Here is a 21,661-nt window from a genome sequence, read left to right as displayed (position 1 = left end):
CGTCTTAAGCAGCCGCTGCGATCGGCGCCCGCTTGGTGAGGTTGAGCTTCCTGCGCACTTCCTCCGGCCCCAAAATCCTGGCACCGAGATTGGTGACGATGCTGGCGGCGCGCTCGACCAGCTGCGCATTGGTGGCCAGCACGCCCTTGTCGAGCCAGAGATTGTCTTCGAGACCGACGCGGACATTGCCGCCGGCGAGCACTGCAGCGGCTGCATAGGCCATCTGGTTGCGGCCGATGGCGAAGGCCGACCAGTTCCAGGTCGACGGCACGTTGTTAACCATGGCCATGAAGGTGTTGAGGTCGTCCGGCGCCCCCCACGGCACACCCATGCAGAGCTGCACCAGCGCGTCGGGATTCAAGACCTTTTCTTCGACCAGCTGCTTGGCGAACCAGAGGTGGCCGGTATCGAAGGCTTCGATCTCCGGCTTGACGCCGAGCGCCGTCATCATGCCGCCCATTGCGCGCAGCATGCCGGGCGTGTTGGTCATGACATAATCGGCCTCGGCGAAGTTCATGGTGCCGCAATCCAGCGTGCAGATTTCCGGCAGGCACTGGCGCACATGTTCCATGCGGTTGGTGGCGCCGCCCATGTCGGTGCCTTTTTCATTGAGCGGCAGCGGCGCTTCCGGTGAGCCGAACACCATGTCGCCGCCCATCCCGGCGGTCAGGTTCAGGATCACATCGACTTCTGCCGCGCGGATGCGGTCCGTCACTTCGCGGTAGAGATGGACATCGCGGCGCGGCTTGCCGGTCTCGGGGTCGCGGACATGGCAGTGGACGATGGCGGCACCGGCCTTGGCCGCATCGATCGCCGAATCGGCGATCTGCTTGGGCGAGCGTGGCACATGCGGGGAGCGGTCCTGCGAGCCGCCTGACCCGGTCACGGCACAGGTAATGAAAACCTCACGGTTCATCGCGAGCGGCATGGACATCTCCTCCCATAGAAACAGACCCTAACAATGACCGACTTGCCGGAAACTGTTTTGCAATTTACGAAGCTCTCGTGATCAAAAGCGAAAAACCGACCATCTTTCGCGCTGAGCGATCGCCGCTCAAGGTGACGCTGCTGGTGTTTTCAGGCTCGTCCATCATGTGCGTGGCGTCGACCGTCGACCCGCTGCGCGCCGCCAACCGCATCTCAGGCGAGACGCTGTTCGATTTCAAACTGGTCTCGGTCACCGGCGAGGCGCCGGTCACCACATGCGGCCTGCCGGTGGCGGTCAGGGGCCGCTTCGATGCGGCCGAGCCGACCGACGTGCTTGTCGTCGTCGCCGGCTTCGGCACCCAGAATTACGCGACATCGGCTCTGCTTTCCGGATTACGGCGAGCGGCCCGCGCGGCTCGCGCCTGCGGCGGCGTCGAGGCCGGCACATGGCTGGTGGCGCGCGCCGGCCTCCTCGAAGGCCGCAGCGCCACCACCCATTGGGAAGACATGGAGGATTTTTCCTCCGCCTTTCCCGGCGTCGACGTGCGTCCGGACCGCTACGTCATCGACGGACCGGTGTTCACCTCGGGCGGGGCGTCGCCGACCTTCGACCTGATGCTGCATCTGATCCGCACCCGGCTCGGCATGGCCGTCGCGCTCGATGTCGCCAGCGTCTTCATCTACGACCAGGCGCGCGCCGCGACCGACGCGCAGCCGCTGGTCTCGCTCGGCCGGCTCGACGGCTACGACCCGCGTCTGGCGCAGGCTATCCGGCTGATGGAATCGCATGTCGACCAGCCGCTGACCATCGACGCGGTGGCAAAACGCGCCGGGGTGACGGCGCGGACATTGGAGAGCATTTTTCGCAAGTCGATCGGCGAGACGCCGGGCGCATATTATCTCAGGCTGCGGCTGGGCGCGGCGCGGCGGCTGGTGGTCGACACGCGGATCGCCATGGCGGATATTGCCGGGCGGACGGGGTTCTCGTCCGCCGCGGCATTTTCCAGAGCGTTTTCAAGAGCGTTCGGCGAAGCCCCGGTCAGGCTGCGCCGAGGTTGATGCATGTCGCCCAAAAGTGTGTCGCGGTTTTGGGATTACGACATGCACGGACAAAGGGAGATCAGGCTGCGTTCTGTCGATCGCTGCCGGCGTCCATCTGCGAGCGCATCTGCCTCGCCAGACGGACTTCAAATCGGCTGCTGACAGCACGATCCCATTCGTTTTTCACGCTGTCGGTCGGCCGCGGCAGCGCCATCAGCCGGTCGATGATCGATCCGGTCTCGCCGGATGAGAGCAGGGCGTCGATTTCGCGTTCATGCTGCATATCGGTTCGCCTCCTTCCTTTTCACCCGCCACAACCGCATCCTTATACGAGATACGTGACGGCAGTTTGAAGGCAAGAGCGAGGTCATTGAGGGGCGCCAAAGGGCAAACCCTTGTCGTCGGATAGGGTCTTGCGCAAACCCCATTCCGGGGCGGCCGGAATGTTATCCAGCCACCCTTGAGCACAACGAATCGGCTTTCCGCCCTCAGACGTAGCGGTTGACGATGTTTTCCAGCAACTCCTGGCGGCCGGAGCGTGGCTGCGGCTCGATCTTCTTCTTCACCACGCGCTCGGCGATGTCTTCCAGCGAGCGCTTGCCCGACAGCATCGCCTTGCCCTCGGCCGTGTTCCAACCGGCATAGCGCTCGGCCAGCGGACCCGACAGCGCCTTGTCCTCGACCATCTTGGCGGCTGCCTTGAGACCTCGTGCGCAGGAATCCATGCCGCCGATATGGCCGATCAGCAGGTCCTGCGGGTCGAGCGACTGGCGGCGCAGCTTGGCGTCGAAATTGGTGCCGCCGGTCTTGAAGCCGCCGGCCTGCAACACCTGGTAATAGGCCAGCGCCATCTCGGGCACATTGTTGGGGAACTGGTCGGTGTCCCAGCCCGACTGGTAGTCGTTGCGGTTCATGTCGATCGAGCCGAAGACGCCGAGCGCATTGGCCAGCGCCAGCTCGTGCTCGAAGGAATGGCCGGCAAGAATCGCGTGGCCCTGCTCGATGTTCAGCTTCACTTCCTTCTCCAGCCCGAAGCGCTTGAGGAAGCCGTAGACCGTGGCAACGTCGTAGTCGTACTGATGCTTGGTCGGCTCCTGCGGCTTCGGCTCGATCAGGATCGTGCCTTTGAAGCCAATCTTGTGCTTGTAGTCGACGACGAGACTGAGGAAGCGCCCAGCCTGCTCCTGCTCGCGGGCAAGATCGGTGTTGAGCAGCGTTTCATAGCCCTCGCGCCCGCCCCACAGTACATAATTCTCGCCCTTCAGCCGCTTCGTGACGTCGATGCAGCTTTTCACCGTCGCCGCCGCATAGGCGAAGACATCCGGATCGGGATTGGTGGCGGCGCCCGACATGAAGCGGCGGTTGGAGAACAGGTTGGCCGTGCCCCAGAGCAGTTTGACGCCGGTCTTCTTCATCTTGGCGGCAAAATAGTCGGCGATCTCGTCGAGCCGCGCGGCACTTTCGGAGAAATCCTTGCCTTCCGGCCGCACGTCGGCGTCATGGAAGCAGAAATAGGGCGCGCCGAGCAGCGAGAACATCTCGAAGGCGACGTCGGCTTTCAGCTTGGCCAGTTCCATCGTGTCGACGCCGCCAGCCTTGGGAAACCAGGGCCGGTCGAAGGTCTGGCCGCCAAAGGGATCGCCGCCCGGCCAGGCGAAAGAATGCCAGTAGGCGACGGCGAAGCGCAGATGGTCTTCCAGCCGTTTGCCGGCCACCACCTCGTCGGGATTGTAGAAGCGGTAGGCCAGCGGATTGGTCGAATCCGGCCCCTCATACTTGATCGCTTTGATGTCGCCGAAAAATCCGCTGCTCATGATTTCTGTCCTCTCTCGAATAGTTCACCCTGATTACCTCAGGCGTAATTGGTTTCGCTCTCGCTTGGGGTGAAAAGCCTCGTGTCAAAGCCACTCAACGAAGGAGACAGACCATGACCGACCTCAACACGATCGCCCAGAACTACATCACCGCCTGGAACGAGGCCGATGCGGATCGCCGTGCCGAACTGCTCAAGGCCACCTTCACCGAAGACGTCAGCTACCGCGATCCGCTGATGCAGGGCGACGGCCACGCCGGCGTTGCTGGGCTGATCGACGGCGTACAGCAGCGCTTCGCCGGCTTCCGGTTCTCGCTGAGGGGCCAGCCGGACGGGTTTGGCGACCGCATCCGCTTCTCGTGGAATCTTGGGCCGGAAGGCGTGCCGTCGGTTATCGAAGGCACCGATATCGGTGTTATCGAAAATGGGCGCCTGAAGAGCGTCACCGGGTTTCTCGACAAGGTGCCGGCGCAGTGATCGATTAAGGGTGGCGCGAGACACCCCCCTCTGCCCTGCCGGGCATCTCCCCCGCAAGGGGGGAGATTGGCTGGCATCCACGCCTTCGCTAATCACCCACCTTACAAGACTGGCATACCCGCCGACGCTGCCGATCTCCCCCCTTGCGGGGGAGATGCCCGGCAGGGCAGAGGGGGGTGCTTCGCGCCGACTCACGCGGTCACGCCTTTGATCGCCGGGTACAGCGCCCGGTAGCGCTGATAGGCATCGGCATACGCCCCGCCAAGCGGGACATCCGGTTCGATCGTCGCATCCGTCCTCGGCGCCGTGCACACCTCCAGCGGATCAGCCCCTGTCGCCGCGATCAGACCAAGCCTCGCCGCGCCAAAGGCAGCACCGAAATCGCCGTCGGCCGGAATGTCCACGGGCACCTGCAGCGCCGTGGCGATCGCCTTCAGCCAGTAGCGCGAGCGCGAGCCGCCGCCGATCGCCGTCACCCGCGTCAAGATCGTGCCCGCCGTCTTCAAGGCTTCGAGACTGTCGCGGAAGGCGAAGGCGACGCCTTCAAGCAAGGCCTGCGTCAGCACTGCGCGGCCGGATTCATGCGCCAGTCCGGTGAAGGACCCACGAATGGCGGAATCATTATGCGGCGTGCGCTCGCCCGAGAGATAGGGCAGGAACGACACCCCGCTCGGCGCTTTCAGCACATCGCCAAGTTCGGCGGTCAATTCGCCGGCCTTCTTGCCTGAAATCTCCGACAGCCAGTTCAGCGAATCGGTCGCCGACAGGATGACGCCCATCTGGTGCCAGGTGTTTGGCAGCGCGTGACAGAAGGTGTGCACCGCGCTGGCCGGATTGGGCAAATAGGACGCGTTGGCGGCAAACAGCACGCCGGATGTGCCAAGCGACACGAAGGCATGGCCGGCGCCGACCGTGCCCATCCCGCAAGCCGAGGCCGCATTGTCGCCGGCGCCACCGGCCACCGGGACGCCTGATGCGATGCCCCAGCTGGCGGCCAGTTCGGCGCGCAGCGCGCCGGCCTTCTCCGTGCCTTCGACCAGCGACGGCATCTGCCTTTCGTCGAGCGATGTCGCCGCAAGCAGCTCGGAAGACCAGCGCCGTTTGCCGACATCGAGCCAGGAGGTGCCGGCCGAGTCGGACATTTCTGAGATATGCTCGCCGGTAAGCCACAACCGCAGGAAATCCTTCGGCAAAAGCACTTTTGCAACCTTGGCGAAAACCGCGGGCTCGTTGTTCTTCACCCAGGCGAGTTTCGGCGCCGTGAAGCCGGGGAAGACGATGTTGCCGGTCAGTTGGCGGAAGCGCGGGTCGGCATCGAGCGCCGCGGCCTCGGCGTGACTGCGCGTATCGTTCCACAGGATGCAGGGGCGCAGCACCTGGTCGCCGGCATCGAGCAAGGTGGCGCCATGCATATGGCCGGAAAGGCCGATGCCCTTGACCGCGGCAAGCTCTTTCGGGTGCGAGGTTTTCAGCTCGGCGATGGCCGTCTCGCAGGCGCGGATCCAGTCGGCGGGGTTTTGTTCGGACCAGCCGGGATGCGGCCGCGATACGTCAAGCGAAGCATGGCCGGAGCCGATGATCTTCTGCCCGGCATCGATCAACAGCGCCTTGACGCCCGACGTGCCGAGATCGAGGCCGAGATACATGCATTCCTCCCATCGCCATTAATTTTTTCGGGTCTCGAAAAAATCTGGCTTGCCAGTTTTTAAAACAAGATCCGCCGCGGGTCAATTCTCTGACAAATTGGCGGCGCGTTGCGAAAACAGCGCCGACAGCGGACTGTCCGGCCGGACCAGTGCGCGCTCGGCCGTCAACGCCCAGGCAAGCGCCGTGTCGTCGGCGCGCAACGCCGCCTCGATCAGCGTGAGATCAATCACATCGCGCTGGGCGTGGCTGCCGCCAAAGCGATGGGCAATGGCGCGGATCGGTCGGATCAGGCGCACCGCTTCGCTGTAATTGCCCTCGCCGAATGCCTTGATGCCTTCCGTCAGTGGCTGGCCGACATCCCGGGTAAAGGCGGCGTTGTCGTCGCTGCCGCGCATCGCCTCGTGCTGGGCTTCGAGCAAGATCTTGACCGGCGCTTCGAGACCGGCGCCGACGAATGCCATCATCGCATGCGCATCGTTGAAGGCGTAATTGCCGGCTCCAGCCTTCGGCGCCCAGTTGGCGGCGAGCGCTGCCCAGCGGTCGCCGACATCGACACCGCCGAGATAAAGCCGCCACAGGATCGCGGATGCATCGACCATGTTCAGCGCCAGCGTCGAACGCTCGCCATAGATCGGCCCGTCATAGAGTTTGAGCACCTCGTCGGTCTCGCCGAGATCGTAGTGGAACAGCGCCAGATGCCACCAATTATGCACCTGCAGGAAGCTCTCTTTGGTCCACGCCTCGGGATTGGCGCGCATCCAGGCGATGCCGTCCCGTTGCCGGCTCTGCATCTCCATGACATGGGCGACCGCGTGCTGCGCCCAGCCGTCTCGCGGCTCGATCTCGATCGCCTGTCGGCCGAAACTTTCGGCTCTGATATAGTCGCCCATCTCCTCGAGACCGAAGGCCTGCATACCGAGAATGGCGTGATAACCTGGCATGCCGCTCTGCCAGGACGGTAGCGCGCGGCCGATACGGTCGCGCAGCATGCGGGCATTGCCGGTGAAGAAGTCGATCTGGTGGCCGACCTGCAACGCCACCGCGTCGAGCGGGTTGTCGATGGCGATATCTTCGAGCAGGCGCGCGGCGTCATGCCAGCGTCCCTCGGCAAGGTGGCCAAGGGCCGCCACATGCGCCTGTTCGCGCGGCGTCGCGGCAAGCGGCAGTGCCGCAGCATGGCATGCCTGGGCGACCGCCGTTGCCTCGCGTTCGGTGGCGAGGCCGAACAGATACCCCTTGAAGACATGCGCCATGACGAAACCGGGATCCGCCGATATGGCGCGGTCAACGGAGCCGACCGGGTCGCCGACGAAGCATTGCAATTCATGAACGGCCTGGCTGTAGGGTGAAAACCCGGCCTCGGTCGCGCCCGAAAACATTAGGCCGAATGGATCTCTTACTGCCATATCGGCCCTGATGCTCCGCAGTTCCTAATGGCCCGAGCGCATCGCCACCGTAGCGATCCCGGCGCCGACCAGCAGCGTGCCGCCGGTGCGGTTGAAGATGCGGATCGCCTTGGGGTTGCGTACGACGTTGCGGGCGCGCGCCGCAATCAGCGCGTAGCCGAAGGCATTGGCGAAGGCGAGCGCCAGGAAGGTCGTTTCGAAGATCAGCATCTGTGTCCAGAAATCGGCTTCCCGATTGAGGAACTGCGGCAGGAAGGCGACAAAGAACGTGATGCTCTTCGGGTTGAGTGCGGTGACCAGCCAGGCGTGCGCCATCATCTTGGCGGCCGAGACGGCATCTGTGCGTGGTTCGGCTTTGAGCGCGCCGCCGGCGCGAAACAGTTTTACCCCGAGATAGATCAGATAGCAGGCGCCGATCAGCTTCAGAATGGTGAACACGGTCGCCGACGCGGCCAGCAGCGCGCCGATGCCCAGCATCGACAGGGTCATGGCGGTGAAGTCGCCCAGCGCCACGCCGACGGCCATCGGCAAGGCAGTGCGCCAGCCCTGGCCCAGCGCATAGGACACGACCAGAAGAATGGTCGGGCCCGGAATGATGAGCAGCACGGCCGAGGCGGCGGCGAAGGCGGCCCAGTTTTCGAACGACATCTTTGTCTCCTTGAGCGCAAAGAAAAGGATAAATCCTCGTGTGCGGAGGAATGTAAAGAGCCCTCTCCCAAAAATGCACGGCGGACCATTTCGCCAGATCGCTGCGGCTATTGGCGGCACACGCTTAAGACCGGTCGTTGGGCCTTCACCCTTTTTCAACCATGTTTGGCGAAACTGCCTGCTATCCGGCCGGACCGTGTTTCCCGCCGACAGCGTAGGGTTTGGGTGCATGCGTGAGTTGCCGCAGAATGTGACGCCGCCAGCAAATGGCGACGCAAACGAGACCGAACATCTCTATTCCCGCCGCTTCGTCCTGTCAGGGGCCGGCGCCATGACGCTGCTCGGCATGGCCGGCTGCAGCACTTCGACGCTCGAGCTGCCGCAATTCCAGCTGGATGACACGGTCACCGGCTCGGTGCGGCCGATCCGTCCGGCGATCAGCGTCGACAAGAACGTTACCGGCCCCGATGTCATGTACGCCTCGCTCAACGATGGCGGCTTCGAAGTGCCGGCGGTGCCCTATCAGAAGGTCAAGCCGGAGTTCCGCCGCCAGATCGTCGTCAACGAGACCGGCGAGGCGCCCGGCACCATTGTCGTCCATCTGCAGGAGCGAAAGCTCTATCTGGTGCAGGAGGGCGGCGACGCCATCCGCTACGGCGTCGGCATCGGCAAGGACGGCTTCCGCTGGTCCGGCCGCGCCAACATCCAGTACGGCAAGGAATGGCCGACCTGGACGCCGCCGCCGGAGATGATCCAGCGCAAGCCGGAACTGGTGAAATGGCAAAACGGCCAGCCCGGTGGCCTCACCAACCCGCTCGGCGCACGCGCTCTTTACATCTACCAGGACGGCAAGGACACCGGCTACCGCATACACGGTTCGCCGGAATGGGCGAGCATCGGCCAGGCGATGTCGTCGGGCTGCGTGCGCCTGATCAACCAGGATATCATCGACCTCTACAGCCGCGTTTCCAAGAAGAACCCGGTCGTCGTCGTCTGATCCTGTGCGGCGGTTTGGCGCCGCTGGAAACTCCCGTTGCGCGATGCGGCAAGCTAGGCCAAGGTGCCTTGAAAACCACAGCGCCGGGAGAAATCGAGCATGGCTGGAACGTTTGTCATCGCACAGGGCGGCGGCCCGACCGCCGTCATCAACCAGACGGTTGTCGGGGCCACGCTGGAAGTCCGCAAGCGCCATCCCGGCGCCAAGGTGCTGGGCTCGCTCCACGGCGTGCGCGGCATTCGTGACGGCAACTATGTAGACCTCTCCGCCATCCCCGAGAACCGGCTGCGGCTGATCGCCGGCACGCCGAGTGCCGCGCTCGGCTCGACACGCGACAAGCCCGACGCTGCCTATTGCGAAGTCATCCTCAACGGGTTGAAGAAGGCCGGCGCCGACGCTTTCATCTACATCGGTGGCAACGACACGTCGGGCACGCAGCAGATTCTGACCGACGCCGCCGGCGGCAGCATTGCTTTCGTCCATGCGCCAAAAACCATCGACAACGACCTCGAGGAAAACGACCACACGCCTGGCTTCATCTCGGCGGCCGAATTCGTCGCCGGCGCCTTCCTGTCCGTCGATCTCGATTTCCGCGCATTGCCCGGCATATATGTCGGCATCGTAATGGGTCGGCATGCCGGCTTCCTCACCGCGGCGGCTGCAGCCTGGCAGCTCGATCCCGACAGCGGCCCGCATCTGGTCTACGTGCCGGAACGGCCGTTCTCCGCCGCCGGTTTCATCGACGACGTGCGCGCCACGCTCGACCGCCACAAGCGTTGCATCGTCGCCGTCTCCGAGGGAGTCAGCACCGCCGACGGCAAGGCGCTGGTCGAAAGCCTGGTGCCGCCGGACAAGCTCGAGCGCGACGCGCATGGCAACGTCAAACTGTCGGGCAGCGACCTGCCGTCAGCTCTGGAACGTGCGCTCGCCGAAGGCCTGCCGGGCAAGCGCGCGCGCGTCGATGCGCTTGGCTACATGCCGCGCGGCTATGTCGGCGCGATCAGCGCCGTCGACGCGCAGGAGGCTTTCGGCGCCGGCGCCTTCGCGGTTGCCGTTGCCGGCGAAGGCGGTGGCTCGGTGGCGCTGCAATATGACGGCTCCAAAACCGTGCTGAAGAAGGTGCCGCTGAAGAACGTCGCCGGCAAGACGCGCCATATGCCCGACGATTTCATGAAGCCCGATGTCAACCAGCTGTCGGAAGCGGGCATGGCTTACCTGAAGCGGCTGGTGCCGGAAAAATACAAGGTGGGAAAGCCCTTCGTCTGATGGGCGGCCGTTTTGGCGGCACCCGTTTTGGTGGCGAGCGCGTTGTCGGCGACTGGTTCGGCAAGACGATCATCGACGACCGCACGACGATGCTGACCGAGCCGTTCGTGCATGATTTCGTGCGCGCCAACATCTGGCATTTCAGGGGACGCGACGCCGACCTGCTGGTCGACACCGGGATGGGCATCTGCCCGCTGGCGCCTGAGATCGACACGCCCGAGGGCAAGCCGCTCATTGTTGTCGCCACCCACATCCATCTCGACCATGTCGGCTCGCTGCACGAGTTTCCGCTGCGCGCCGGGCCGCGGCACAGTGCCGAGCATTTCGAGACCATGAACGATCAGGTGACCTACGCCTACATGTTCAACAATCTCGACGGCGCCGTTTCGAAATTGCCGGCGCCGGGCTGGACGGCGGCCGACTACAAGATCCCGCCGGCGCCGCTGACGCGCACGCTGGACGAGGGCGACATCGTCGACCTCGGCGACCGGCAGTTCCGCGTCCTGCATCTGCCCGGACATTCGCCGGATTCGATCGCTTTGTTCGAAGAGACGGACGGGTTGTTCTTTGCCGGCGACGCCATCTACGATTCCATGCTGATCGACGACCTGCCGGATTCCTGCCGGCCTGATTATCGCCGTACCATGCAGCGGCTCCTCGATCTGCCTGTCCGTCTCGGCCATGGCGGCCATGGGCCGAGCTTCGACGGCAACCGGATGCGCGAGATCGCCACAACCTATCTCAGGCGCACCGAAGGCCGCTGACGACATTGTGATCGGAACCAGCGTGGCGCCGTGGTCGAGCGCGTCAATCCGGACAAGGCAGCCGCCAATGCGGGCCTGCAGCCGGGCGACGTCATCGTCGCCGTCGACCAGTCGCCGGTGCGGAATGCGCGGCAAGCCAACCAGGCGATCGCCGAGGCCGGCAGATCGGGCCGGAAGTCGGTGCTGCTTTTGATCGATCGCGGCGACGCGCAAATCTTCGTCGCCGTATCCTTCGCCGCCGGTTGAGACATCATGGCAGGCTCGCCGGACCACCGACAGGCCTGCCGCACGGCCGCCGAAATTCCTATTGCCCGCCGCGACATCTTCGAGAACATTACGGCAGGCCGGCAATGGCCTGCTAAAAACGGACAGTCAAATGGTCACTCGCGGTTTTTCCTCCGGTCGAAAGCCTCCGACGGAGACCGATGCGCGCATTCCGCCCGGTCAGTATCTCGAACAGGGCTTTCCGGTGCTGTCGGCGGGGCCGACGCCGCGCGTGCGCACCGATGACTGGTCGTTCACGCTCAAGCACGGGCCACGCCCGATCAAGAAATGGAACTGGGCCGAGTTCAACGCGCTGCCCTTGACCAAGATGACGCGCGACATCCATTGCGTTACCGCCTGGACCAAGTTCGATACCGCCTGGCAAGGCGTGCTGGTCGACGACATCCTTGCCGATGCCGGCATCGAAGCGCCGACCGGCTTCCTGCTGGCGCATGGCTATGACGGCTATACCACCAACGTGCCGGCCAAGGATCTCACCGCGGGGAAGGCGATGGTGGCGCTGCTTTATGAAGGCAAGCCAATCACTGCCGACCATGGCGGCCCGGCGCGGCTCCTGGTGCCGCATCTCTATTTTTGGAAATCGGCTAAATGGCTGAACGGGCTGCAGTTCACCGAGCGCGACGAGCCGGGCTTCTGGGAATTGCGCGGCTATCACATCTCTGGCGACCCGTGGCGCGAGCAGCGCTATAGCGGCGATCCATGAGCGAAGCGCCGCAATCTCCCTGGCAGACGGCGAAAATCACCCGGATCGAAAAGCGGACGCCACGCGTTACCAGTTTCTTCTTCGCGCTGTCACGGCGATTCGCCTATCGCGCCGGACAGCATGTCGATGTCAGGCTGACCGCGCCTGACGGCTACCAGGCACGCCGCTCCTACTCCATCGCCTCGGCGCCGGAGAGCGGCGCCACGATCGAGCTGGCGATCGAGAAGCTCGACGACGGTGAAGTCTCGCCCTTCTTCCACGACGTCGCCGCGGTCGGTGACGAGATCGAACTGCGCGGGCCGCTCGGCGGCCATTTCGTCTGGTCCGATGGGGATGGCGGGCCGCTGCTTCTGGTCGGCGGCGGCTCCGGCGTGGTGCCGCTGATGGCGATGGTGCGGCATCGAACCTTGCGCAAATCGGCGGTGCCGGTGGCGCTGATGTTTTCGGTGCGGGTCTGGGACGAGGTGATCTTCCGCGACGAGCTGATCGGTCTCGGTGACCGCCGCGACGGGTTCGAGCTGGTGCTGACGCTGACGCGCGAGGCCGTACGGCGCCCGTCCGACTATTCGAGGCGCATCGACACGGCAATGGTCATGCAGGCGCTCACGCGGCTGCCGCGGCCGCCGGCGCTCGCCTTCGTCTGCGGGTCGAACGCCTTCGTCTCGGCGGCTGCCCAGGCGCTGATCGACGCCGGCATATCAGCGGAAATCATCCGCACCGAGCGCTATGGCGTCTGAGAGGGCCACAGTGGTTCACCGTTTCATGGAAACAGCCACCCGCTCTCAGGTGGGTGAAAACCTTGCCGACAGCAATTGGAACGGCAGCGCGCCATAGGCGGCGACTTCGGCCTCATTGTCCCAGTTGCGGAACTGGCGCGATGGCCGTGCCTCGATCACCAGAGGCCGGCCGGTGTCGTCCACCGTTACCTTGCCGCGAAAGCGCAGCACACGTCCGCCGCCGGCGCGGCTGATCACCATGGAACGCAAGCGGGCGACGTGACCGCCGCCGGCATTGATTTCCATCTCAATGCGGCGCCGGATTGGTGGAACGACGATCCTGACGGTGACGTCCAGCACCATCGCTCCAGTCCTGTCCGGACGCGGCAGGGGCTGGGAAAGTGCAAACGGCGCCGACGTCGCTCTTGCCTTGCGCAATGTCGGCCTGCCGCGCCAGACGGCGGGCGTCGGCTGCTGCAGGCGGCCCTTTTTGCGTTTGAGGCGCAACTGCTTGGCAAAGCCGCGCGACAGCCAAACGAGGCCGCCGAAATCGGTGCGCGGCTTGGCCTGCAGCACCGCGGACCAGCGCGACAGGCCGGCGCGGTCGGCCAACTCAATCGTCTTTGCAAGTTCGGCCTCCGGCACCGCAATGCCGATCTCCAGGCAGAGATAGGAGAGCGCCACCGCCGCGGCGACGGCGAGGCCCCGCTTGGCGACGATGTCGGCGAACACGCCCCAGTCGACTGCGCCACTCTCGATGGCGACCGCACAGTCGACCAGCCAGTCGCTGTGGGTGTGGGCATCGAGGCCGCCATGTGCGATGGCGAGCGCCATGCGGTCGGCCGGAGAGGGCACAAGCACGCGGACGCCATTGAAATCGGCTGACAGCGCCCGCTGCCAGATCGCCAGATCATCTTCCGCGCTTTGCTGCGACCCGTCATAAGCGAGCTGGTGCAGGTCGATGTCGCCGAAACTGCCCTTGAAAAAATTCATCGAACGCAAGGACGCCAGCCTGGTGCGCAGATATTGCGGACTGACGCCGGTGGCGATCTGCCAGTCGCGTTCGCTAAGCACATCGAAGGCGGCAATCATGGCCTGCGAGCGCACCAGTATGTCGATGTCATGCGCCACCCGGCCGCGCTGCGCCGACGCGTTGACGGCGATGCGGCTGGCGCCTTTGATAAGCATCACCGCGCAGCCGGCGTCGATCATGGCCTGTAGCGCCGGCTCGGCCTCGCGCGCAGCCAGTCGCGATTTGGTCCACAGCATCTTTTGCAGGCCGACAAGACGTGGATAGGCCGGATGCCCAGCGAGCTTGCGGCCGAACCTGTCGGAGATCGCGGCCAGCAGCCGATGCTCGCGGAAAGCAGCATGGTCGATATCGTTCTCGTCGAGCCAGCGCGCCGCATAGGCCCCGGCCGCCTCTTCATCGGGGAGCAATGCGGCCTTCAGCAACTGGTCGAGGCCGCCAGTGGGCCATGACCAACCATAGTCCGGAAACCGACGGCCGATACGGCGCATGGCATTGGCCATCAGTCGGCGCTCGCCTTTTTCGCTGCTCGCCTTTGCATGGCCAGCCTTACGACTTCGACATAACCGCGGTCGCGCACGGGGTCGCGTCCATAGGACATGCTGTCGGGCCGGATGCGGCGCAAGGTTAGGACATCGTCGAGCATGGCAAGCGCAAAGCCCGCCTCGCGGACACGGGCGATCCAGTCGACCATGTCGCCGCGACCGCCTTGCGGGTCGATGATCGGACCGACGGCCTCGGCTACCTCCCGGCGGATCATCATCGTCGTGCGCGACCAGCCCGCCACGGCCACGTCCTGTTGCACATCGGGCTTGTCATCGCGAAACGTCCGCCAGTGGGCAAAGACTCCTGCCGTCGCGGGAAACCGCTCGAAATGCTCCAGCTGCCTTTCGATCTTGGTCGGCAGCCACAGATCGTCCGCATCGAGCGTGGCGACGAAGGGCGTCGCCAGCGCGGCGATGCCCCTGGTGGTGGCGCTGCCTGGTCCGGCATTGTCCTGGCGCAACACCTGCACCGGCATGCCCAGCGCATTGACCACCGCGACCGTATCGTCGGTCGAGCCGTCATCGACGACGATTATGGCGTCGGGCTGGACCGTCTGGGCCGCGACCGATCGCAGCGTCTCGGCGATGGTGGCGGTCGCGTTGAAGGCCGGAATGACGACGCCGTAGCTGGCCATCACAGGAAACGCCAATTCGCAAGTTCCTTGAAATCGAAGATGCCGTCGACAGGGTGCAAGGAGCGGTCGGCCTCGCGCCGTTTCATCGACTTGTAGACGGCGCGCATGAATTCGCGAAAAGGAACATCGGCCTGCCTGGTCATGTTGCCGGGATGGCGCCGGTAATAGAGCGCAACAGTGTCGGGCATCGTGAATTTCGGACCGCTTTCGAAAGTGCGCAGCAGATAGTCGGTGTCCTCGGCCTGGTGGAAATCCTCGTCGAAGCTGCCGATGCGTTCGACCAACCGCCGGACGAAGATAGCGGGAGACAGGTGAATGCCGCGAACCGTCATCGAGTGGCTGTCGGCTGTCGGCTCCAGCGTATCGTCATCTATGTCGTCGACCAGCGTCATGCGCGAATAGGTGAGCTCGAGGGTGGGGTCTGCGTCGAAACAGGTCAGATCCGCCTTGAAGCGGCCCGGCGGGGAAATGTCGTCGGAATCGAGAAACGATACCAGCCCGGTCTGCGGCAGCAATTGCCGCAAGCCCGCGTTGCGTGCCCGCGTCACCCCGGCATTCTGCTGCTGGAAAAGGCGAATGCACGGCGCCTCCGCGATCAGCGAGCGCACGACCGCCACCGAACTGTCGGTCGAACCGTCATCGATAACGATGATGTCGAGATCGGCGGCATCGCGCTGCCTCAGCAGCGAGCGCAGCGCCGAGCCGACATGGCGTTCGCGGTTGTAGACCGGCATGATCACGCTCAGCTTCACGCACGCATTCCAGGCTGTGATCTATTCATTCTTTCACCACTCTGCCGGGCGCTTGATCTCGAAAAGCCCCTCGACCGGGCGCCGCGACGGATCGGCCTTGCGCCGCCGCAAGGATTTCTGAATCACACGCAGATATTCGCGCACCGCCACATCCCTTTGCTTGGTCAAATTGCCGGGGTGGCGCCGGTAGTATACCGCGACGGTGTCGGGAAAAATGTGCTTTGGGCTGGTTTCGAAAATGCGCAGCAGATAGTCGGCGTCTTCGCCCTGCCGGAACTCCTCGTCGAAAGCACCTGTACGGTCGATGAGTGCCCTGCGGAGTATCCCGGCGCTAAGGCTGACGCCGCGCACGGTGGGACCTGCGCCGCCCCGTGCCGGCTGCAGGGTTTCGTCGTCCATGAGATCGACGCGCGTCATCAGCGAGTAGGTCAGCTCGAGCGCAGGGTCGGCCGCGAACAGGGGTAGGCCAGCCTTGAATCGTCCAGCCGGCGAGACGTCGTCCGAATCCAGGAACGACACCAGTTCGGTTTGCGGCAGCAACTGCCTCAGCCCTGTGTTGCGCGCGTTGGCCACGCCCTGGTTTGCCTGCTGGAACAGGCGGATGCACGACGCTTCCCGCATGATGGCGCGGACTGCTTCAACGGAGCTGTCCGTCGAGCCGTCGTCGACAACGATGATATCGAGATCGGCATCGTCGCGTTGCCTGAGCAGGGACCGCAACGTCGAAACGACATAGATCTCCCGATTGTACACCGGCACAATGATGCTCAACTTCATGCAGCGCCCCGAAGGACGAAATCCGCAATCGTGCCGGCGATCTCGCGCGGCTCGGTCCCCAGCGACAGCCGGTAGCATGGCAGATCGCGGGTAAGCTCGCTGAAAAAGCGAAAGCCCGCTTCCCGCTCGCCCGGCATCTGCACGATTCCTGACGGGGCCAAGGCGATCATGGCATCCTTGCGCGATATGGGCATGACCGAGCTTCTCGCACCTCCCCTGATATGGGGCACTATCAAAGCAATAATGTCCAGACTTGCAGGAGGTGGTCGAGGCGCGATCTCGTCGATGCGAAAGGCATGCTTGCCTTGCCAGTTCAGCGGTTGGTACGACTTTAGCCGACCCTCCAGCTTCAGCCGCTTGAAGCCCTCCGGATCCTGCTTGAGCGTGGCAAACAGCGGATAGGCCGTCACGCCCTCGGTCCGGTCGATCAGCACATAGTCGTCGCCGACGCTATCGAGCCCATTGAGCAGGCCGGCGACGACTGTTCCCGATTTTCCGGCTCCCCCGGAGCCCGCCAGCAACACGCCCTTGCCATCGATGCCCAGCGTGCCGGCATGGGTAAGCCGCATGCCGCGCGCCGCATATTCCCAATGCAGGAAGGCGCGCAGCGGCGCCGCCTGTTCCCATGGCGGAAAGGCCTCGGCCGCCATCATCAGCTGCGCCCCGACATGGCGTTGCGGATCATGGAACTGCCAGAAATCGAGGTCATGATAGTAGCTGCCGCGCAATCCGGCCTCTTCCAGCCGGTTGGCAAAGGCATGATGGTTGTAATCGCCTCGGCCCCAGGTGGCCGGGGCGAGGACGCCATCGATGCCCGGGTGGGCGACGAAAATGCGGCAGCCGTCAGATGCAGACGGATTTTCCGGGGCCGGTATGAAGGCATGGCTCATGGCTTCCGCCAGCGTGCCATGGTCGAGGTGGACACTCAGCTCCAGTCCCGGCAACCGCACGCTGGCGGTAACGGGATAGAATGCGGCGGCGCTTTCCGCGGCCGCCAGCACATGGCGGGCATAATCCGGCAGGGTTTGCAGCGTGATCAAAGGCATGTGTTGGTTGTTCAGCGTCCAGAATTGCGCCGGGTCGCCTGATGCATGTCGCTCGGGGTGGCCCCGGTTTTGAGACGACGACATGCATAAAATAAAAGATCTAAACCGCGTCGCCTGAGTCCGTTCAAACGCGACGCGCTTTAGGGAAACGATTATGCCTGTTTCACCGCCGGCCAGCCGAGAGGTTCCTCGACCTCATGGATCGGGTCGACAATGATGAGATCGGCAAGGTCGTCATGGACATCGACCTTGAGCGGCTCATTGCTGGCAGCAAGCGCAGACGACAGCTCGCCCGAAAGCGGTTGTGCCGGTGTTTCGGCTGGCGCAAGCAACCCGAAATCGAGCAGTCGGGCAACGAAGCTTTCGAGGTCGGCCAGGCTTATTTTTGCGGCGCCCGCGGCAGCTCCGACCAGCGCTTCAGTGGCGACGCCGGACGACAAAGCCTGCCAGACCCGGCTGCCGGAATCGGAAAAGCCGAAATACTTGCCGTTCGAAAGATCGAGAACGACGGCTTCGCCATCGAATGATTCGAAAACGATGTCCTTGCTTGCGACCGCGTAGACCCGCTGTTGCATCGCTGTGTCCCCCGTCCCATGCGCCCTGAAGGGATGCGCCGGCTTCACGGTCTGCCAAGCCCTTCCTAAGTGCGTCTAAATCACTTGTCCGTTGGTTGGCAAGACAAAGACCCGCGAATACAACGCCTGCGTCGGCGACCGTTGCGGCGAAGTCGACCGGCTCAAGCCTCGATTTCGAGCGCCGACAATGGTTTCGAGCAGCAGGCAAGGATAAAACCGTCATCGATCTCGTGGTCGAGGATGCCGCCATTGTGGCTCATCTCGACTTCGCCGGAGACCTTCTTCACCTTGCAGGTGCCGCACAGGCCGAACTCGCAGGCGGCGGGAATCCGCACGCCCGAGCTGCGCGCGGTCTGCAGCACGGTCTGGCCGGCGACGCAGCCGGCGTCGACCTCCGAAAGCGAGAAGCGGATCGGCGTCACGGCTTCGACAGGTGCAGCGATGCCGTCCTCGACCGGGGAGGCAAACGGCGCCGGAATTTCCTCCACCACAGGCGCGGCAAAGCTCTCCTGATGGTATTTCGTCATGTCGAAGCCGGCGGCATCCAGCATGCCGCGCACGGCGCGCATGAACGGATCGGGGCCGCAGCAGAAGATTTCGCGCTCGCGGAAGTCCGGAGCCAGCAAGGGCAGCCGGATCGCATCGATGCGGCCCATATGGCCGTACCAGCCTTCGCGGCTGGAACGTTCCTCGATCATGAAGCCGAGCGACAGGCCGGGCATATGGCCGCCGAGCAGTTCGAGTTCCTTGCGGAAGATGATCTCTTCGGCACGCCGCGCGCAGTTGACGAAACCGACATCGGTCCATGGCGCGCAGTCGTTCAGCCAGCGCAGCATCGACATCATCGGCGTCACGCCGGAGCCGGCGGAAATGAACAGGTATTTGGCCGCCGGGTGGCTGTGCAACGAGAAGTCGCCGGCCGGTCCGTAGGCCTTGACATGCGAACCGGGCACCAGATGGTCGAACATCCAGCGCGTGCCGATGCTGCCGGCCTGCGCCTTGATCGTCACCGCGATCGAAAACGGCCGCGATGGCGACGACGACAGCGTGTAGGTGCGCATCAGCGGCCCGTCCGGTGTCGGCAGTTCCAGCGTCAGGAACTGGCCCGGCTTGTAGCGGAACCAGGTCTGGTTGTCGGAGCGGAAGGTGAAGGTCTTGACGTCGGGCGCCTCGTCGCTGACGCCGATCACTTCCAGCACCTGCAGCCTATCGTTCCACGGCGCCATCTGGTCAAGATGGCGATAGAGCCCAAGATCCGTCATCGCATTCATCCTCTGGTCCCTCTTCGCCTGCTCCAGCTCACGCGACGCTGCGTAGCGCCGGCCGGCCGCCTTCGGCAAGGCGCGGGCCGATGAAGGCCGCGTACCATTCGACGAACTGGATCACGCCGCCCTCGTGCAGCTCCGAATAGGGGCCGGGCTCATAGGCCGGAGACAGGATGCCGAAGGCGTTTTCCTCGACGATGCGGCGGTCCTGGTCGTTGGTCTCGGTCCAGACATGGGTGAGCTCCTCAAGGTTGTAGTCGACCCCCTCGACCGCATCCTTGTGCACCAGCCACTTGGTCGTCACCGCGGTTTCGGTGGCGCTGATCGGCAGCACCCGGAAGGTGACCGCATGGTCGATCAGTATGTGGTTCCAGGTCGTCGGATAGTGGTAGTGCATCAAGGTGCCGATGCGGTCGGCGGCAACAGTGTCGGACAGGTTCTTCGTCACCGCGCGCTTTCCCGACATCGTGTAGCTGACGGCATCGCGCAGCAGCGGCGCGCGGGTGGCGCGGTATTGCCCGGCCGGATCGATGCGGAACTTGCTCGGCAGGCCCGCCGCCTCGCATTTCGCCCAGTGCGCCAGCATCTCCGGATCGCTGTCGGCGCCCTGCACGCCGGTCACCGTCGGCGCTTCGGGGAATGTCTTGCACAGCTCTGGATGATTGCCGGCGCAGTGATAGCATTCGCGGTTGTTTTCCCAGACCAGCTTCCAGTTGCCCTTCTCGATGATGGTGCTCTCGAAGGCGACCTTGGCTTCATTCAGCCGGTGCGGCTTGAGGTAGGGCTCTATCATGGCGCGCATCGGCGCAAAGTCGGCAGGTTCTTTCGCCAGGCAGATGAAGATGTAGCCGCCGACGCTCTCGCAGGCGACGGGCTTCAGGCCGAACTGGCTCTTGTCGAAACCGTCGGCCATCTGGCGGGCAAACAGCAGCCGGCCGTCAAGCTCGTAGGTCCACTGGTGATAGGGGCAGACAAGCTTTGCCGCCATGCCCTTCTCAGTGTTGCAGACACGGCTGCCGCGATGGCGGCAGGAATTGTGAAAGGCGTTGATGTTGCCCTTCTGGTCGCGGACCAGCACCACCGGATAATCGCCGATCTGCACGGTGATATAGCTGCCGGGCTTCGGCAGTTCGCAATCATGGCCGATGAACAGCCAGTCGCGATACCAGATAAGCTCCATGTCGAGCTTGAAATAGTCCGGGTCGGTGTAGAAGGGCTGTTCCAGCGAAAAGCCTTGCTTGCGGCCGTTCAGGAGCCTCAGCATGTCGTTGCGCGTATCCATAGTTCTGTCCTCGTGGTTTAAGGACTGAACTTGGTGGTGATGGAGGAAGGATCGGACGCAGGCCGGCGCGGCGCCGGACATGCACTATCCACCTCTTGACCGCCCACCGCGATCAGTCGAGTCTATGCATCTCGGGCTGGTTTCCGGGCTCTGGAGTTGTCCTTGCGGACCATCGCGACACCTTCCCAGGCTCTTGCCCAGTGGTCTCCCGTTGCGACTTCAACTCCACCACCGTTGCGGGGGCAGCGCCGGATTCTGACCGGCTTCCCAATTCTCCGCTGCGTCGTCACGAAGCGGCACCTGAGATGCGATCATCTAATCACGGCAGCGATCGCGACGTCGGCATGAAAGCGACATCATATCCATGCGGCGCGACACGCGCGGCATACGCCCCGCCGACCACCGAAGGGCTGAGATCCTGTCTTGCGGCGCTATCATCGCCGTTTCGAATCGCTGCGGATCCAGTTCCGATCGGGGGCAAAAAGGGCTCAACGGTATCGAAAAGTTACTATTAGCAATCTCTAATCGAACCGAACGGTTCGTTTCTGTTGACAATGCGTGCAGGACGGTGTGAACGACGGCCCGGAAACCGACACCGGAGCGAACCACTCGGTTCGACATAAGCAACTGAAAACAATGCGATAAATGACCATAGAGGAACTTCCTGGCACAATTTCAAGGTGCAGGACCGTGGTCCACACGGAACAACTTCGTGATTGGAAACCAGCCTATGGCTTTCCCACATCGGGGCTGTCCGAACGACGCGAATTCCTCCCAAGACACGCCGCTAGACGGACAGACAAACTGGAGTACTAAAAATGAAAAAGATCATCCTCACTGCCGCAGCCGTTTTGGCGATCACCGGCAGCGCCTTCGCCGGTAGCGACAATTACGGTTCCAATGGTGCGAACCAGCCAGCCGTCTCGGTCGACAGCTCGTATACGGCTTCCATTCAGAAGCCGGCGCACGCTGACAAGCAGCCTGTCGTTCAGGGCGCCGACCGCGACCTCTACGGCAATCGCTGATCCCGACCAAAGAAGGGCGGCTAACCCGTCGCTCTCGGG

Annotated in this window: 22 protein-coding genes, 1 pseudogene and 1 riboswitch; of the genes and pseudogenes, 9 read left to right on the top strand and 14 right to left on the bottom strand. The window is 63.8% G+C overall.

All coding sequences use genetic code 11. The features are described 5' to 3' along the window. Window positions 1–4: 4 nt before the first annotated feature. A complete protein-coding gene (gene bcoG / locus NLY44_RS24975) occupies window positions 5–928 on the bottom strand; it encodes a 3-dehydrocarnitine:acetyl-CoA trimethylamine transferase BcoG (RefSeq protein ID WP_023668863.1) in 924 nt (307 codons plus the stop codon). Window positions 929–1,005: 77 nt separating this feature from the next. Between bcoG and NLY44_RS24970 the strand changes: the two genes are divergently transcribed. Then, complete coding sequence (locus NLY44_RS24970; RefSeq protein WP_023668864.1) at window positions 1,006–1,986, top strand: GlxA family transcriptional regulator; 981 nt, start codon at window positions 1,006–1,008, stop codon at window positions 1,984–1,986. Window positions 1,987–2,047: 61 nt separating this feature from the next. Here NLY44_RS24970 and NLY44_RS24965 read toward each other — a convergent pair whose 3' ends face one another. Continuing rightward, window positions 2,048–2,251 carry a hypothetical protein gene (locus NLY44_RS24965; protein WP_023668865.1) on the bottom strand — a complete coding sequence of 68 codons (204 nt, stop codon included), beginning with the start codon at window positions 2,249–2,251 and terminating at the stop codon, window positions 2,048–2,050. A 205-nt stretch (window positions 2,252–2,456) separates the two neighbouring features. Continuing rightward, entirely contained in the window at window positions 2,457–3,782 is a 1,326-nt protein-coding gene (xylA, locus tag NLY44_RS24960) for a xylose isomerase (protein ID WP_023684279.1), read from the bottom strand. Between the two features lie 113 nt (window positions 3,783–3,895). On the opposite strand from xylA, the gene NLY44_RS24955 reads away from it, so the two are divergent. Then, complete coding sequence (locus NLY44_RS24955) at window positions 3,896–4,258, top strand: nuclear transport factor 2 family protein (RefSeq protein ID WP_023806199.1); 363 nt, start codon at window positions 3,896–3,898, stop codon at window positions 4,256–4,258. A 191-nt stretch (window positions 4,259–4,449) separates the two neighbouring features. Here NLY44_RS24955 and xylB read toward each other — a convergent pair whose 3' ends face one another. The 3 genes from xylB to NLY44_RS24940 form a co-directional block, all read right to left on the bottom strand. After that, window positions 4,450–5,904 carry a xylulokinase gene (gene xylB, locus NLY44_RS24950; protein WP_023806200.1) on the bottom strand — a complete coding sequence of 485 codons (1,455 nt, stop codon included), beginning with the start codon at window positions 5,902–5,904 and terminating at the stop codon, window positions 4,450–4,452. 81 nt (window positions 5,905–5,985) lie between these two features. Then, window positions 5,986–7,311, bottom strand: a complete 1,326-nt coding sequence (locus tag NLY44_RS24945) for a tetratricopeptide repeat protein (RefSeq protein WP_023806201.1) — start codon at window positions 7,309–7,311, stop codon at window positions 5,986–5,988. Between the two features lie 24 nt (window positions 7,312–7,335). Next, the gene (locus tag NLY44_RS24940; protein ID WP_023694251.1) at window positions 7,336–7,959 is read right to left on the bottom strand and encodes a LysE family translocator; all 624 of its coding nucleotides are present in this window, start codon (window positions 7,957–7,959) and stop codon (window positions 7,336–7,338) included. A gap of 229 nt (window positions 7,960–8,188) precedes the next feature. Between NLY44_RS24940 and NLY44_RS24935 the strand changes: the two genes are divergently transcribed. From NLY44_RS24935 to NLY44_RS24910, 6 genes and pseudogenes are all read left to right on the top strand, one after another. Continuing rightward, the gene (locus tag NLY44_RS24935; RefSeq protein ID WP_023668871.1) at window positions 8,189–8,956 is read left to right on the top strand and encodes a L,D-transpeptidase; all 768 of its coding nucleotides are present in this window, start codon (window positions 8,189–8,191) and stop codon (window positions 8,954–8,956) included. Window positions 8,957–9,055: 99 nt separating this feature from the next. After that, on the top strand, window positions 9,056–10,222 hold the full coding sequence (locus NLY44_RS24930; RefSeq protein WP_286455630.1) for a diphosphate--fructose-6-phosphate 1-phosphotransferase: 1,167 nt from the start codon (window positions 9,056–9,058) through the stop codon (window positions 10,220–10,222). Continuing rightward, entirely contained in the window at window positions 10,222–10,986 is a 765-nt protein-coding gene (locus NLY44_RS24925; protein WP_050588119.1) for an MBL fold metallo-hydrolase, read from the top strand. Before NLY44_RS24930 ends, NLY44_RS24925 begins: the two co-directional genes overlap by 1 nt. Window positions 10,987–11,013: 27 nt before the next feature. Beyond that, window positions 11,014–11,232, top strand: a pseudogene (locus tag NLY44_RS24920) (PDZ domain-containing protein); the annotation flags it as partial. 130 nt (window positions 11,233–11,362) lie between these two features. Next, a complete protein-coding gene (locus NLY44_RS24915) occupies window positions 11,363–11,974 on the top strand; it encodes a molybdopterin-dependent oxidoreductase (protein ID WP_023806203.1) in 612 nt (203 codons plus the stop codon). Next, complete coding sequence (locus NLY44_RS24910; RefSeq protein WP_023703620.1) at window positions 11,971–12,711, top strand: FAD-binding oxidoreductase; 741 nt, start codon at window positions 11,971–11,973, stop codon at window positions 12,709–12,711. The genes NLY44_RS24915 and NLY44_RS24910 overlap by 4 nt, the downstream gene beginning before the upstream one ends. A gap of 45 nt (window positions 12,712–12,756) precedes the next feature. On the opposite strand, the gene NLY44_RS24905 is transcribed toward NLY44_RS24910, so the two are convergent. The 8 genes from NLY44_RS24905 to NLY44_RS24870 all read right to left on the bottom strand — a co-directional run bounded on the left by NLY44_RS24905 (window position 12,757) and on the right by NLY44_RS24870 (window position 20,597). Further along, the gene (locus NLY44_RS24905; RefSeq protein ID WP_023806204.1) at window positions 12,757–14,223 is read right to left on the bottom strand and encodes a nucleotidyltransferase family protein; all 1,467 of its coding nucleotides are present in this window, start codon (window positions 14,221–14,223) and stop codon (window positions 12,757–12,759) included. Then, window positions 14,223–14,915, bottom strand: coding sequence for a glycosyltransferase family 2 protein (locus tag NLY44_RS24900; protein WP_245260052.1), 693 nt, complete (start codon window positions 14,913–14,915; stop codon window positions 14,223–14,225). The genes NLY44_RS24905 and NLY44_RS24900 overlap by 1 nt, the downstream gene beginning before the upstream one ends. Further along, window positions 14,900–15,652 carry a glycosyltransferase family 2 protein gene (locus NLY44_RS24895; RefSeq protein WP_023668879.1) on the bottom strand — a complete coding sequence of 251 codons (753 nt, stop codon included), beginning with the start codon at window positions 15,650–15,652 and terminating at the stop codon, window positions 14,900–14,902. Before NLY44_RS24895 ends, NLY44_RS24900 begins: the two co-directional genes overlap by 16 nt. Window positions 15,653–15,685: 33 nt before the next feature. Next, window positions 15,686–16,429: a glycosyltransferase family 2 protein gene (locus tag NLY44_RS24890; RefSeq protein ID WP_023668880.1), complete on the bottom strand. Its 744-nt coding sequence runs from the start codon at window positions 16,427–16,429 to the stop codon at window positions 15,686–15,688. Further along, entirely contained in the window at window positions 16,426–17,475 is a 1,050-nt protein-coding gene (locus NLY44_RS24885; RefSeq protein WP_023806205.1) for a hypothetical protein, read from the bottom strand. The genes NLY44_RS24890 and NLY44_RS24885 overlap by 4 nt, the downstream gene beginning before the upstream one ends. Window positions 17,476–17,627: 152 nt before the next feature. After that, complete coding sequence (locus NLY44_RS24880) at window positions 17,628–18,050, bottom strand: PqqD family protein (protein WP_023696905.1); 423 nt, start codon at window positions 18,048–18,050, stop codon at window positions 17,628–17,630. 161 nt (window positions 18,051–18,211) lie between these two features. Beyond that, window positions 18,212–19,312 (bottom strand): FAD-binding oxidoreductase, encoded by a 1,101-nt coding sequence (locus tag NLY44_RS24875; protein ID WP_023690258.1) that lies wholly within the window; start codon window positions 19,310–19,312, stop codon window positions 18,212–18,214. Between the two features lie 37 nt (window positions 19,313–19,349). Beyond that, on the bottom strand, window positions 19,350–20,597 hold the full coding sequence (locus NLY44_RS24870) for an aromatic ring-hydroxylating oxygenase subunit alpha (RefSeq protein WP_023668884.1): 1,248 nt from the start codon (window positions 20,595–20,597) through the stop codon (window positions 19,350–19,352). A 117-nt stretch (window positions 20,598–20,714) separates the two neighbouring features. After that, window positions 20,715–20,916: riboswitch (cobalamin riboswitch) on the bottom strand. Window positions 20,917–21,415: 499 nt separating this feature from the next. Between NLY44_RS24870 and NLY44_RS24865 the strand changes: the two genes are divergently transcribed. Next, window positions 21,416–21,622, top strand: a complete 207-nt coding sequence (locus NLY44_RS24865) for a DUF680 domain-containing protein (protein ID WP_023668885.1) — start codon at window positions 21,416–21,418, stop codon at window positions 21,620–21,622. Window positions 21,623–21,661: the final 39 nt, after the last annotated feature.

This window comes from Mesorhizobium sp. C089B (genome assembly GCF_030323125.1).
Lineage (GTDB): Bacteria > Pseudomonadota > Alphaproteobacteria > Rhizobiales > Rhizobiaceae > Mesorhizobium.
This window is presented reverse-complemented; position numbering and strand designations above follow the sequence as displayed.